Annotated in this window: 11 protein-coding genes; 8 read left to right on the plus strand and 3 right to left on the minus strand. The window is 71.5% G+C overall.

Features of this window, described 5'->3' with window-relative positions:
* Positions 1–147 precede the first annotated feature (147 nt).
* From Pka01_RS05870 to Pka01_RS05880, 3 genes are all read left to right on the plus strand, one after another.
* Positions 148–1,695, plus strand: a complete 1,548-nt coding sequence (locus Pka01_RS05870; protein ID WP_203881556.1) for a hypothetical protein — start codon at positions 148–150, stop codon at positions 1,693–1,695.
* Between the two features lie 10 nt (positions 1,696–1,705).
* The gene (locus tag Pka01_RS05875) at positions 1,706–2,272 is read left to right on the plus strand and encodes a hypothetical protein (protein ID WP_203881557.1); all 567 of its coding nucleotides are present in this window, start codon (positions 1,706–1,708) and stop codon (positions 2,270–2,272) included.
* Positions 2,273–2,403: 131 nt separating this feature from the next.
* On the plus strand, positions 2,404–2,973 hold the full coding sequence (locus tag Pka01_RS05880) for a hypothetical protein (protein WP_203881558.1): 570 nt from the start codon (positions 2,404–2,406) through the stop codon (positions 2,971–2,973).
* Positions 2,974–3,615: 642 nt separating this feature from the next.
* Here Pka01_RS05880 and Pka01_RS05885 read toward each other — a convergent pair.
* Positions 3,616–4,749, minus strand: a complete 1,134-nt coding sequence (locus Pka01_RS05885) for a glycosyltransferase family 4 protein (protein WP_203881559.1) — start codon at positions 4,747–4,749, stop codon at positions 3,616–3,618.
* Between the two features lie 150 nt (positions 4,750–4,899).
* On the opposite strand from Pka01_RS05885, the gene Pka01_RS05890 reads away from it, so the two are divergent.
* The 3 genes from Pka01_RS05890 to Pka01_RS05900 all read left to right on the plus strand — a co-directional run bounded on the left by Pka01_RS05890 (position 4,900) and on the right by Pka01_RS05900 (position 10,366).
* A complete protein-coding gene (locus Pka01_RS05890; protein WP_239114763.1) occupies positions 4,900–5,697 on the plus strand; it encodes a PIG-L deacetylase family protein in 798 nt (265 codons plus the stop codon).
* Positions 5,698–5,782: 85 nt separating this feature from the next.
* The gene (locus tag Pka01_RS05895) at positions 5,783–6,856 is read left to right on the plus strand and encodes a lysylphosphatidylglycerol synthase transmembrane domain-containing protein (protein WP_203881560.1); all 1,074 of its coding nucleotides are present in this window, start codon (positions 5,783–5,785) and stop codon (positions 6,854–6,856) included.
* A 177-nt stretch (positions 6,857–7,033) separates the two neighbouring features.
* Positions 7,034–10,366: an ATP-binding protein gene (locus Pka01_RS05900; RefSeq protein ID WP_203881561.1), complete on the plus strand. Its 3,333-nt coding sequence runs from the start codon at positions 7,034–7,036 to the stop codon at positions 10,364–10,366.
* 378 nt (positions 10,367–10,744) lie between these two features.
* Here the strand turns inward: Pka01_RS05900 and Pka01_RS05905 are convergent, their stop codons facing one another.
* Positions 10,745–11,374, minus strand: coding sequence for a hypothetical protein (locus Pka01_RS05905; protein WP_203881562.1), 630 nt, complete (start codon positions 11,372–11,374; stop codon positions 10,745–10,747).
* A 127-nt stretch (positions 11,375–11,501) separates the two neighbouring features.
* On the opposite strand from Pka01_RS05905, the gene Pka01_RS05910 reads away from it, so the two are divergent.
* Positions 11,502–11,999 carry a DedA family protein gene (locus Pka01_RS05910; RefSeq protein ID WP_203881563.1) on the plus strand — a complete coding sequence of 166 codons (498 nt, stop codon included), beginning with the start codon at positions 11,502–11,504 and terminating at the stop codon, positions 11,997–11,999.
* 66 nt (positions 12,000–12,065) lie between these two features.
* Positions 12,066–12,995, plus strand: coding sequence for a D-alanyl-D-alanine carboxypeptidase family protein (locus tag Pka01_RS05915; RefSeq protein WP_203881564.1), 930 nt, complete (start codon positions 12,066–12,068; stop codon positions 12,993–12,995).
* Positions 12,996–13,066: 71 nt separating this feature from the next.
* Here Pka01_RS05915 and Pka01_RS05920 read toward each other — a convergent pair whose 3' ends face one another.
* Positions 13,067–13,924, minus strand: a complete 858-nt coding sequence (locus Pka01_RS05920) for a TrmH family RNA methyltransferase (RefSeq protein ID WP_203881565.1) — start codon at positions 13,922–13,924, stop codon at positions 13,067–13,069.
* Positions 13,925–13,952 lie beyond the last annotated feature (28 nt).

Below are 13,952 nucleotides of genomic sequence, written 5' to 3' on the forward strand. Positions count from 1 at the left end.
TACGGCTCTAGAGTCTCACTCTAAAGAGCATCGGCTGCCACGCTGCTCCCCTCGACGGAGGTGTCCGATGGCCGTGTCAGGCGGCTTCCATCACGTCAACGACCCCGGCGGCATCGAGGTCCCCTTCTCCACGCGGCGGAACCGCACGTGAAACCGTTCCGATCGCTCCGCGGCGGCGTCTGCGGAGCGCTGACCGTTCTGTGCCTCGTGCTGGTCGCCGCGTGCGGCGCCGGCTCGGGCACGCCTCAGGCCGACGACGACCTCACCTACGGTTACGCACCCCGGACCGACTCGTCGGTCGAGTACCAGCCGGACGTCGTGATCGTGAAGGGCGGCGGCACCGTCATCCGCTCGGTCAGCGGGGACGGCTTCACCTACACGATCGACCGAGACGCCGACGGAGCCGGGGACTTACGGCCAGGCAAGATCATGTTCGTCACGGGCGAGGCCGCCGGCCGCGTCGTCCGGGTGGAACGTTCGAACGACGGCCTCGCGGTGACGCTCGCCCCCGTCGAGCTGACCGACATCGTGCGCAACGGCACCTTCGCGGTCGACCAGCCGCTCGACGTCGAGGCGCAACAGTTCCAGGCGCTGCCCGACCTCCTGGGAGAGGTCGACCCGGACACGGCGGGCGCCGACTCGATCTCCGTGCCCGAGGGCGGCGCCTCGTCCGGAGGGACCGCCGCGCCGCCCGCCCCCCTGCCGGGGCGGCCGGAGAGCGGCCCCCGCGTGGTGTCCGCCTTCGCGCCCGCAGCCTCGTCCGGCACGGTGGCCGTCGCGGCTCCAGCCCTCCAGCTGGTCGCCCGCGACCGCCGCGCCCCGAGCCCGGGGCCGCAGAAGCAGCCGGCCAAGGTGGGCCCCTGGGAGCTCCAGGCGGCCAAGAGCCCGACCCAGCTCACGCTCCACGCCGACCACGCCGCGACCGCCAAGAAGGGCCTGAAGGTCGGCCTGGACGTCGCCCTGAAGTTCAACGACCTGCGGGTCAGGTCCAGCATGACCGTCGCCAACGGCACCATCCTCAAGCCCCAGCTGCGGTTGCTCGGGATCACGGGCATCGCCATCTCGGTGCACGCGGGGGCGGGCGGCGGATACACCGACAACAAGAAGGCGCGCATCGAACTGCCGGTCGAGCTCAAGCAGCCGATCCTCATCGGCGGACTCCCCGCGACCGTCAAGCAGACGTTCAAGCTCCTCGTCGAGACGGCGTTCTCCGCGAAGAACGCCACGATCTCCGCAGGCGGCGAGTGGGGGCTCAGCGGCCCTCTCGGGCTCGACGGCGGGACCGTCCTGACGCCCACGTTCTCGGTGCGCAAGAGCATCATGGACTCCCTGCGCGGCGTCTCCATCGGCGTCGAGGGCATCGTCGTGGCCGCGGAGTTCCGATTCGGCATCATGGTCGGCCTCCCCGTCGCCGGGGCCGGGCCATACGTGGGCGTCGTGGCCTCCCTCGGGCTGACCAACGGGTCGGCGGCCGGCCGCGTCGGCCTGCCTCTCGCCGGGCCGGCCGTGAAGTGCAAGGGGACGACGCTCGTGCTCACGGTGCGCGGAGGGGCGGGCATCAGCCTCTCCGCCCCGCTCTCCAAGGCGATCGAGAAGGCCCTGAAGGTCAAGGTCCCGACGGAGAAGGACGTCAAGAAGAAGGACATCGTCAACCGGACCGTCACCCAACCCGACGTTCCACTCTGCAAGAGCTGAGGTCGACTTCATGAACAGCCGATCAGTGCGTGCCCGCCTGTTCCGGTGGGCCACCGCGCTGTCCCTCACCACCGGCGCCCTGGCCACCGCGGCCTGCGGCGCGTCCGCGGCGAGCCCCGCGCCCACTGCCACGGTGACGGTCACCGTGACCGAGGAGCCGGCCGCCGCCCCCTCGACACCGGACGCGGCGGCTGCTCCCGCGGGAGCCGTCAACGCGTGCGAGCTCGTGACGCACGAGGAAGCGGAGAAGCTGGCCGGCACCCCGCTGAACGACGGGATCGCGGGCGACCCGAGCACGCCGTCCTGCACCTACACCGGACCCACGACCGGGCCGACGGCGCAGGTCGAGGTGTACGCCGGCGACGGCGCCAAGAAGATCCTCGACATCGACCGCAGCCTGAAGCACAAGTTCACCGAGGTGCCCGGCGTCGGCGACGAGGCGCACTACGAAGACAACATGATCTTTTTCCTGAAGTCGGGCACTTGGGTGGGGATCCGGCTCGTTCTTCTCACCGACCCGGCGGCGAACAAGAAGCCGATGGAGGAACTCGCCGCCAAGGCCGCCGCGCGGCTGTGAGCGGCTCCTGGGGCACTGGCCCCGGCGGGCCCGTCTCCCCGCCGTCGCGGCCGACCGCACGGCGGCCCCGCCGTGCGCACCCCCCGCCCACCCAGGGCGTTTCACCAGATGAAAAGGATGGTGTCGCAGCCATGCGGCATTCTGTGAGCAAGATGGTCATCGCCGTCGTCGCTGGAGCGTTCCTTGCCGGTTGCGGATCGACGGGCGACACGTCAGGCGACGGCGGCGGGTCCGGCGGCGGGGCCACGAAGGGAGCGGCCACCGCGGCGGCCAAGCCGTCCGGCGGCTGCCCGCTCACGGCGGAGAGCCTCTCGAAGACCACGTCACTCACGTGGGAGTTGCGGGAGACGGAGGAGAACCACCCGCTGGAGACCGCCGAGTCCATCAAGGCGACCGTCTGCCTGTTCACCGCCGCGGACGCCCCGCAGCAGGGCTCGGACCCGCTGGCCCTGCGGGCCGACGTCGTGACCGGAGGTGACGTGGCCACGGTCCGGCAGGCGTTCACCGACTCGTGCTCCGGGTTCGGCGGGAAGGAGCGCGAGTCCGGCAAGGGCGTCGTGTGCGAGCGGAACAAGGTGGTCGTGGAGGGCCTGGTCGAGGGTGGCGGCCGCCTGGTGAACGTCTACCTGGTGAACGCCGACACCCCCACCGCCACCAAGCTCACCCCGGTCTTCGACCAGATCCTCGCGTCCGTGAGCTGACCTCGGCGGCCGAGGGCCGGTGAGTACGGACTAATCAGCCATCGGTAGATGAGTTGAAACATTTCCACTGATTGGCTGAAACATAGGTTCTCTACGCTCCCGATATGGCGGGCATATTCGACTCTCACGCCTTGGCCGGCGCACGAGATGCCCGAGCGGCCGGGCCTCCCCCGGCCCGCCATGCCAGGCTCCGTCCGCGGCCCCGAGACCGCCGGGCCGCAGACGGCACGCCCGCACGCTGGGGATGCTCCCCGGCGACGCGTACGGCGGCCGCCAGGTGTTCCACAACGACGTGGCGCCCTGGCGGCCGCCGTTTCGTCTTCCCACGGCACCTTCGGGCGGCAGGCACCCCGGGCGCACGCCGGCAACGGCGTCTCCCGCGATCTCGGGGTGGCCTGAGGCCGTGCGGAGGTTTTGCGAGCGCCCGCGCCGTACAAGAACAAGAAGTGACGCGGAAATGGCCTGGCGAGGATAAACCCGATGATTTCGTGGGAATCATGACACCAAGAGTTGGAGAGGAGGGCAGCCCCCGATGAAGAAGTTGCAGATCATTCCCCGGCCCCGGCCACCGAAGCACCCCGAGCCCGTCGACCTGCGCACCCCTTCGGGCAAGGTCCTCCCTTTTTGAGAGGCCCCGGCTTCTCAGAAGGGTCCGGACGTACCGGGGAGGCCCCGGCTCGCTGAGGAGGTCTCAGCCGCGAGTTCGTAGCAGCGGCCGAAACCCTCCAGAACCGCGGGCCAGGAGGACTTCACCGGTTCGGTCGCCCGGTTGTGACCGGCGATGGCATGGCGCAGCTCGCTGTCACGGGCCAGCGTCGCCACAGATGTGACCAGCTCGTCGAAGGTGCGCCCCAGCAGGCCCTCCTTGCCGGGACGGACGAAGTCCGCCACACCGCTCTGCATCCGGGCCACCACGGGGATCCCCGCCGAGCGGGCCTCGAGGGCCGCCAGCCCGAACGACTCCCTTGGCGCCGGGGCGACGAAGACGTCGGCCGAGGCGAGCAGGTCCTTGATCTGATCCCTGCTGAACCGGCCGGGAAGCGCCACCCAGTCCATCCCCCTGGTGCGCAGGTGTCGCTCCATCCGTCCCCGCGCGGGCCCGTCTCCCACGATGGTCGCCCGCATCGCGATCTCCTCCGGCACGCGGGCGCGCGCCGCCTCCAGCAGCTTGAGCAGCCGTACCGGCTGCTTGCGCGGAGCCAGCCGCCCCACCGCCACCACGTGGACCGCCTCCCCCCGTGCCGGCTCGCCGGTGGGGCGCCACGCCGAGACGTCGAGCCCGTTCGACACCACGAGAACGGGCACGTTCGGCCCGGCCACCGCCCTGATCGGACGGGCCGCCGCCTCGCTCACCGCGGTGGCGACCAGACCCCAGCGACGCCACTGGAACAGGCTCTGCAACGCCCGGTAGGCACCGCGCGTCACGGGATCCCACATGCTGTGGACGGTCACGACGACCGGCAGGCCCGCGCGTACGGCGGCGCGCACGCCCATCCAGGCGAACGGCGAGGCCGCCCCCGCGTGGACGTGGACCACGTCGGGCCGCTCCGCGGTCATCCTCCGGATCAGGTGCGTGGTGCCGCGGGGATGCACGGGCAGGTCGAAGGGCAGGCGGGCCACCACGCGGTGAACGCCCGGCAGGCCGTCCCCCGGCGTCGCCGTCGCCACCTCGACGTCGTGCCCGGCCTCGCGCTGCACTCTGACGAGGTCGGCGACCTGGACCTCGATTCCCCCGAGCCGTGGGAGGTAGCAGTCACTGACGTGAAGGATCCTCACCGGGCCAGCGTGACAGAGCGCGCGTCGCCCATCAAACCGTCGCAGCGCCCCGGGAGGGTGGGCCGTGAACGTGAACCGGCACGTGGGATCATGGGGCAGGGACCGGGACAACATTTCGTGGAGCACGATGACAACGTTCGGCGGAACGGGATGAAAACGGCGGTGTTCTTCCACGCCCATCCGGATGACGAGGCCCTGCTGACCGCGGGGACCATGGCGATGCTGGCGGACGAGGGGCACCGGGTGGTGCTCGTCGTCGCGACCGCTGGAGAACGCGGCCTCGCGGAGCTCCCCCACGGCGAGGAGCTCGGCAAGGCCCGGATGGACGAGCTGCGCAGCTCGGCGGCCGTGCTCGGCTGCGCGCGGGTGGTGCAGCTGGGGTACGGCGACTCGGGCCTGGCCATCGACGGCGGCATGGCCGACGACCGGGCGGACAACGCGTTCATCGACGTCGACATCGAGGAGGCGGCGCAGCGCCTCGCGGCGATCCTCAAGGAGGAGACGGCCGACCTTGTGACGATCTACGACCCCTCCGGGGGCTACGGGCACCCGGACCACGTCCAGGTGTACCGGGTCGGCAGCCGGGCGGCCGAGATCGCCGGGACGCCGATCGTGCTCGAGGCGACGGTGAACCGGGACTGGCTCGTCAAGGGGGTGCGGCTCGCCGCCCGCTTCTATCCGGCACTCGACGTGAGGAGCTTCGAAAGGGCCTACTCCGCCGGGGAGACCATCACCCACCGGGTGAACGTCCGCAGGCACACCAGGGCCAAGCGGACGGCCATGGCCGCGCACGCCACCCAGGCCAGCGGCGGGGACGGCGACCGGACGCTCGGCGCCATGCTCAGGATCCCCGCGCCGATCTACCGATACGTGTTCGGCACCGAGTGGTTCGTTCAGCGGGGGTTGCCCCCGGGGACCCGTCTCAGGCATCCCTTCGGCAACCCCTAGGGGGCCCATCCTCCGCCAGGAGGATTCCGGTCAACCGATCTCCCGGCACACTTGAGGCGACCAAGGACGACTGGGGGCATCTCGAGTGAACAACAAGTGGCTGCGTGTCGCGCTGTCGGCGCTGTCCCTTGCGCTGGCCGTCGTGCTCGTGGTCTATCTGCCGTGGATCGTGCACACGCTGACCGGCGCCAAGGTCAGCTGGCACGACATCGGGCGTGAGTTCGGCAGGCTGAGCTGGCACACGATCCTGCTGATGACCGTGTTGTGGCTGGGGAGCCTGTGGGCCTACACCTTCGTGATGACCTCGGCGCTGCCCGGCCTCACCCACCTCCAGGCCCTGACACTCAACGGGGCGGGCAGCGCGGTCAGCAACCTGCTCCCGTTCGGCGGCGCGGCGGGGGTCGCGCTCACGTTCGGCATGACGCGCGGCTGGGGGTTCGCCAACCGGCCCATCGTGGTCTACACGCTGGTCACCGGCATCTGGAACACCTTGTTCAGGTTCCTGCTGCCCGCCATCGGCATCGTCGGACTGCTGATCGCCGGCAAGGCCGCCAACCCGACCATCGCGAACGCCGGGTGGGTGGGTGCCGTGTCGATCGTCGCCCTCGTCGCGATCGTGGCGGCGGCCCTCTACTGGGATCGCGCCGCGGCGGTCCTCGGCCGAGTGCTCGACGGCCTCCTCCGGATCGTCCCCCGCCGGTTCCAGCCGGCCGAGCACGCCGCCTCCGGCGCGATCGACCGGCTCCGCCGGGACATCGCGGAGATCGTCCACCGCAAGTGGGCGGGGTTGTCGCTGGGCATGGTCGCCTTCCTCGGCCTCCAGTGCCTGATCATGGCCTGCTGCCTCGTGGCCACCGGGTCCTACCCCGGGCCTGCCGAGACGGTCGCCGTGTTCGCGCTGAGCCGGGTGCTGACCTCCGTCGTGGTCACGCCGAGCGGCGCGGGGATCATGGAGGGCGGCGTGGCGACCCTGCTGATCGGCGCCTTCGGGCAGCCCGCGACCGGCGCGACCGCGGCCGCCATCCTGTTCGGCTTCTGGACCTACACGATCGAGATCCCGTGGGGCGCGCTCGCGCTCGGCGCGTGGTCGCTCCTGCGCAGGCGTGAGAACGCGTCGGCGGACGACCGGCCGACGCTGGCGAGCACGCAGACGACCTGACCCTCCCGCGCGGGCGACGATGCCGGATCCGGAAAGACCTTGTGCCCTCTTCGCGGGCGCGCATACCGTTACGGCTGACATGTGTGGGCAAGGGGCAGCGGACGTGTACGACGCAGGGCGATCGCCTGGGCGCGGCCCGTTCGCCGTTCGCGCGGCCCGGCGCGGGACGACCATCCGATGAGCCCGGTCACGTTCCGGGTCCTCGGCCCGGTCGAGGCGGGCGACGACGCCGGCCACATCGACCTCGGCGGCCTGCGACAGCGTGCGGTCCTCGCCCGCCTGCTCGTCGCCCGGGGCCAGGTCGTCCCCGTGGACACGCTGCTCTTCGACCTGTGGGACGACGACGCCCCCAAGGGAGCGCAGTCGGGACTGCAGGTCTACATCTCGCGCCTGCGCCGCGTGCTTGAGCCGAACCGCCCGCGCGGCGGGCCGAACCGACTGCTGGTGACGGTGGCCTCCGGGTACGCCCTGCGCGCGGCGGCCGAGCAGGTCGACGCGCTGCGCTTCGAGGCGGTCGTCCGCTCGGCCGGGGAGTGGCTGGAGGACGACCCCGCCTCGGCCAGGGCCAGGCTCGATTCCGCCCTGGCGCTGTGGCAGGGCACGCCGTACTCCGGTTTCGCCGACCAGCCGTGGGCGGAAGCGGAGGTCGCCCGGCTGAGCGAGCTGCGGCTCGTGGCCCGCGAACGGCACGCGGACGCGGGGCTGCGGATGGGCCTGCACGCCGAGACCGTGCCCGACCTCGAGGCGATGACCACCGAGCACGCCCTGCGCGAGGAGGGCTGGCGGCTGCTGGCGCTCGGGCTCTACCGGTGCGGACGGCAGGGTGACGCGCTGGCCGCGATCCGCAGGGCCCGCGGGATCCTGTCGGACGAGCTCGGCATCGACCCCGGCCCGGCGCTGCGGAAGCTGGAGTCCGGCATCCTGTCGCAGGATCCCGCGCTCGACCTCGCCGTCCCCGCGACCCGCCGGACCACGGAGGTCGCCGGGAGCTGGCCGCCGCGGTCGTTCGAGGCGGTGGATCTGCCGCCGCTGGAGGCCGAGCCCTTCGTCGGCCGTGACGGCGAGCTGGCCGCGCTGCGGGCCGCGGCGCCACGTGCCGCGGCCGGCCGGTTCACGGTCGCCGTCGTCAACGGGGACCCCGGCGCGGGCAAGACCACGCTGGTGCGCCAGTTGTCCGGCCTGCTGGAGGAGGGGAACTGGATCACGGCCGGCGGCGGCTGCCCGGACAGCAGCGCGACACCCCCCGGCTGGGCGTGGGTCGAGGTGCTGCGCGGGCTCGTCGCACGGCGGGGTGCCGGCGAGTACGCCGCCCTGCTGGCGCCGCTGCTCGACGACGCCGCGCCGGACACGGGCGACGACGAGGCGTCCGGCGGATTCCGCCTGCACCGGGCGGTCGGCGGCTACCTGTCCGCGGTCGCCCGCGATGCGCCGCTGCTGATCGTCCTTGAGGACCTGCACTGGGCCGACGACCAGACGCTTGCGCTGCTGCGCGCGCTGCCGAGCCTGCTTGCCGCCAGCCGGGTGCTGATGATCGTGACCTGCCGCGACGGCGAGCTGAACGACCAGCAGCAGGACGTGCTCGCGGCGCTGGCCAGGCTCGGCCCCGTGCGGGTGGGCCTCGACGGGCTCGACGACGCGTCGGTGGCCGAACTGGTCAGGGCGACCTGTGTGCGCGACGTCGACGACGACGTCGTCTCCACGATCGTCGGACGGGCCGGCGGCAACCCCTTCTTCGTCAAGGAGACGGTCCGCCTGTTCGAGGCCGAGGCCGACATCTCCGAGGTGCCCTCCGGGGTCCGCGACATCCTGCGCAGGAGGATCGCCCGGCTGCCCGAGCGGGCGCAGCAGGTGCTGCTCCAGGCGGCGGTGATCGGACGCGACGTCGACGTGGACGTGCTGGTCGACGTGTCGGGCGACGAGGACGCGGTGGTGGACGCCGTCGAGGCCGCCCTGCTCGCCGGGCTCGTCACCGAGCCGGGTGCCGGCCTGCTCCGCTTCGACCACGACCTCGTCAGGGACACCCTCTACTCCGACGCCTCGCGGCTGCGCAGATCACGGCTGCACGCGGCGGTGGCGTCCGTGATCGAGCGGCGCAACCCGGGCGACGTGGCCGCGCTGGCCCACCATTACGACGCCGCGGGCACCGCGGACACCGCCGCCAAGGCCGGGTGGTACGCCGGGCTCGCCGCGGAGCAGGCCGAGCGTCGTTTCGCGCATCGCGAGGCGGCGTCGTTGTGGCAGCAGGCCGTCGCCGCACTCGACCGCGCCCACGGCGGGAACGGCCCCGTCAGGGAGCGGTTGGAGCTTCAGCTCAGGCACATCAGGGCGCTGGCCCTGTGCGGCGACATGACCGCCGCGCGCGGCCTGCGGCGGGAGGCCATGAACGTCGCCCTCCCGCTCGGCGACATGGAGCTGACGGCGCGGATCGCGGCCGCCCTCGCCGTGCCGCACAAGGGCATCGCCCGCGATTTCACCAGGACCGCCTGGGAGATCGTCGACGTCACCGAGAAGGCCCTCGTCGAACTGCCCGAGGGCGAGCAGTCGTTGCGGGCCAGCCTGCTGGCCACGCTGGCGCTCGAACTCGAGGGCTCCGCCACCCAGCGGGGCTACCAGGCGTCGCTGGAGGCGGAGGAACTGGCCCGGTCGAGCGGTGACCCGGCCCTGCTCGCGGTGGCGCTCAGCGGCAGGCTGCGCCAGTCCTACACGATGACCCAGGTCGACGAGCGGGAGACGATCGGCCGCGAACTCCTCCGGGTCGGCGTGGAGTCGGGACAGATCGCGGTCCGGGCGCTGGCCCACCTCGTGCTGCTCGAGTGCGCCTCGGCCCGCGGCGACTTCGCCGAGGCAGACGATCACCTGGCGGAGGCGGAGTCGCTCGGCCGCCGGTACGATCTGCCGGCTCCGGCCGCCGTCGGCGCCTGGTACGCGGGGCAGCGTCTGATGATCACAGGCGACTACGCCGAAGCCGAGCGCGCCTACCGCAACGCGGCCAGGCTGACGGCTCGGGCGGGCATGCTGGAGGGCCGGCAGGACCTGCCGCTGATCGCGACCTTCTGCCTGCACCTGGTCGACGGCCGTGCCGCCGAGATGGCCGAACCGCTGGCCGAGGCGCACCAGCGTGGCGCCAAATGGACGCTCGACGCCTACGCCGTGGCACTCGCGTCCGCGGGCCACCGGAGGGATGCGCAGGTGATCGCCGCCGGGCGGGAGCCGGTGCGCACGGACTTCCTCTACGAACTCGCCCTCATCTGGCGGGCGCTCGCCGGGATGCTGCTCGACGACGCCGACCGGATGAAGGAGGCCTACGAGAAGCTCGTGCCGTTCCGCGACCGCATCGCCGGGGCGGGAACCGGGGTGGTCGCCCTCTGGCCGGTGTCCCGGACCCTCGGCGATCTCGCCGTACGGCTCGGCCTGCCCGCCCGCGAGCACTACGAGACGGCGCTGGGGGTGGCGGAACGGGTCGGCGTGCCCCGCTGGATCGGCGAGGCCCGCCAGTCACTCGCCACCTGATCTCGTGATCATGCACAAGTTCGGCGAAGGAGCCGTCGACGTGCACCAACCCCGGTCCGTGATCATGCACGGATTCGGGCACTTGTCGAATGACCTGGCCAAACGTGGGCGTGATCATGCACGCTTTCGGAGATCGGGCCGTCGACCTCGGCCGATAACGACCGTGATCATGCAGCGGCGGGCTCGTTGCATGATCACGCAGTGCGTACGCCCTGGTGGTGGGGTGATTCCCCGAATCCGCGCGTGATCACGAAATCGGGATCCGCAGGTCAGGGGCCTTTCGCCGAATTCATGCATGATCACGGCGGGGGGGTTGGGCTTGCTGGTGGGCCCTTCGCAGAATCTGAGCATGATCACCAAAAAGCTGTGATCACACGGTCAGCAGGTGACCTGGAACGCCGCGCTCTCGTAGGTGCGCGAGCCGACGTCGAGCCGCACGCGGTAACGGCCGGGATTCCCGCCGATCCGGGGGCGCCACTCGACGGCGCGCGGGCCTCCGGTGAAACCGCTCCTGCTGGCGAAGTACGGCTGCCACCCGCGGGTCGAGGAGTTCCAGCGCACGACCTGCCACGCGTACGAGACGCCGGAGCCCGCGGGGTCGATCATCGTCCGCACCCGGTACGTCCGCTCGCAGTCCGCGCCGCCGGGCATCGCGGTCACCACCACCCTGCCGGGCGCGGGAGCCACCTGCTGCGCCGTATCCGCCGTTGTATCCGCCGCCACGTCGGTCTGCGTCAGGTCCGGCGTCCCGGTCTCGTCGGCGCGGGTCGTCAGGGTCATCACGCGGGTGGGCCGGTCCGCGAAGGCCCCTGTCGTGGACGATCCCGTCGACGTGGCCGCGGAGCCCGAGGGAGTCATCGACGAGAGCGCCGGGACTCCTGCGGGTTCCGCCTGGGACGCCTGCGCCCCCACGTAGGCGCCGGCCACCGCCATGGTGGCGACCAGCAGCTTCGCCATGTTCGCGGCGCCGCTCACCACGATCGGCATCGCACTGCTTCGCGGACTCATCGGCCTACCCCTTCCTGCCGTCCCCAGATTCGGATGGACCGGTTGACCTGCGCTTGACGGCGGCTTGCAGGCAGGGCCGAACCCGGCGGTAAGGTAAGCCTGACCTCAGAAAGGGCGGTGGTGGCGGGTGCGGATCCCCGACCCCCTGGGGGCCTCGGTACTCGGCCTGCCCCTGTGGCTCGTCGTCGCGGTCGGCGCGGTCGCGTTGTTCGGCGCGTTCCAGGCCTACTACTGGATCGGCCATCGGCTCGGTGAGGCCCTCTACCGGTCGCGCATGGGCAGGAAGATCGGGCAGCAGCGCATCGAACGGGTCGAGGGCTTCGTGCGCAGGTGGGGCGCGCTCGCGGTCTACGCGTGCTTCTGGATTCCCGGCCTGCGCCACACGCTGCCCTGGGTCGCGGGGGCGCTCCGCGTCGACTACCGCTGGTATCTGGTGGCCAGCGCGCTCGGCTGCCTGACCTGGGTGCCCGTGACGACGTTCGGGCTCTACTCGCTCATCTGGTCCTGGGTGCGGCTGGCGGCCGCGTCTCCGGTTCTGGCCGTAACGGTGCTCGCCGTGGCCGCCGCGGCAGCGGCCGGCCTCGCCACCTGGAGACGGCGCAGAAGAATGTCAACGACACCCTGACCATTCAGTCCATAACGTCTTTAAATAGCAATCTTTCCCGATTCCCGCTCATGCGATCATGTGCGGATGCGTATCAAAGTCATCGGCGTATTGACGGCCGCCATTCTCGCCACGGGATCGGTGGGCACGGCCGCGGCCGCGGCGACCGTGCCCGTGAGCACCACCGCGGCGAGCATTTCCATCGCCGTCCCCGCGACGGCGGTTACAACGACGACCGTCGCCACGGTCGCCGCGCCCCCCGCGATCACCGCCAAGAGGGCGTACGTGGTCGACGTCACCACGGGCAAGGCCCTGATGGGCAAGTCGTCGACCACCCGCGTACAGGTCGCCAGCGTGACCAAGCTCATGACCGCATATGTCGTGCTGAAGCGGGCCAAGCTGAACGACGTCGTCACGGTCAGCAAGGCCGACATCCAATGGGCCGCGTCCCACGGCGCGACCGGGGGCGGCTTCAGGGCGGGTGAGCGGCTCTTCGTCCGCGACCTGCTGTACGCCCTGATGCTCCCCTCCGCGGCCGACGCGGCGAACGCGCTGGCCGTCAAGTACGGCCCGGGCAAGGCGAAGTTCGTCGCCAGGATGAACGCCGCCGCCAAGTCGCTCGGGTTGAAGGACACCCGCTACGCCAACGCGGACGGCCTGACCTCCACCAAGTCGTACTCCACGGCACGCGACCAGGCGAAGCTGGCGCAGATCGTGCTGAAGACGCCCACCCTGTCCACGATCGTCAAGGCCAAGAAGTACACGACTCCGGCGACGAAGATCCACCGCAAGCACACGTGGACCAACACGAACAAGCTGCTCAGTGAAGGCGCGGTCGGGCTGAAGACCGGTTACACGGCGAAGGCCGGCTACTGCCTCGCGTTCGCTCAGGTGAAGAGCGGTCACTTGATCGTCGGCACCGTCCTGGGCGACAAGTCCGACGCGGCCCGCTTCACCTCGGCGCGCAAGCTGCTCAAATGGGCCGGCGCGCAGGTGGCGGCGGCCGCGAAGGCATAGCCCAGAAGACCCGTATGGCGGCCGCCCGGGAACGGGGGACGTTCCCGGGCGGCCGTGGGGTCGCCGTGGGGTCAGCGGACCAGGCTGTGACAGGCGATGGCGGCGGCGGCCACGACGTTCAGCGAGTCGACCCCGAGGTCCATCGCCGTCTCGCTCATGGGGATCCGCACGGGGTGGTCGGCCTCGTGCAGCCAATGGGAGGACAGCCCGTCGCCCTCCGAGCCGAGCATGAGCGCGACGCGGTCGCCGAGCACCACGTCGTCCATCGGCACGGCCGCCCGGTCGGGTGTCAGGGCCAGCAACTGGAATCCCTCCGCGCGGATCTCCGCCAACCCGTCGTGCCAGTCCTCCATCCGGGCGTACGGGATGGCGAACACCGCGCCCATCGACACCTTGACCGACCTCCGGTAGAGCGGGTCGGCACAGCGAGGTGACAGGACCAGGGCGTCGACGCCCAGGGCGGCGGCGCAGCGGAAGATGGCCCCGACGTTGCCGTGATCGACCAGGTCCTCCAGCACGACGATCCGGCGGGGCCTCCCGCGCGAGCCTTCCCTCGGCGTCCCCCCTGCGGCGACGCGGCCGGAGATGCGGCCGGAGATGACGTCGGAGACCGACGGCGGCGTCAGGCGCTCCATCGACGCGAGCGCGCCGCGGTGGACCTGGAAGCCGGTGATCCCCTCCATGACCTCGTCGGAGACCAGGTAGACGGTGACGCCCTCGATCACGTCCGCGAGATGGCCGAGCCATTTCGCGGTCGTCAGCACCGAGCGCACCGGATGCCCGGCGGCCACGGCCCGCCTGATGACCTTCTCGCCCTCGGCGAGGAACAGTCCCCGCTCGCCCTCGAGGCTCTTGCGCAGGTCGACGTCGCGCAGGCGCGTGTAGTCCGCCAGACGGGGATCGGCTGCGTCTTCGACCGGGATGACCACGCGCCAAGGGTACGGCGTGCCCGCCGCC

Origin of the sequence: Planotetraspora kaengkrachanensis, assembly GCF_016862895.1 — a bacterium.
Lineage (GTDB): Bacteria > Actinomycetota > Actinomycetes > Streptosporangiales > Streptosporangiaceae > Planotetraspora > Planotetraspora kaengkrachanensis.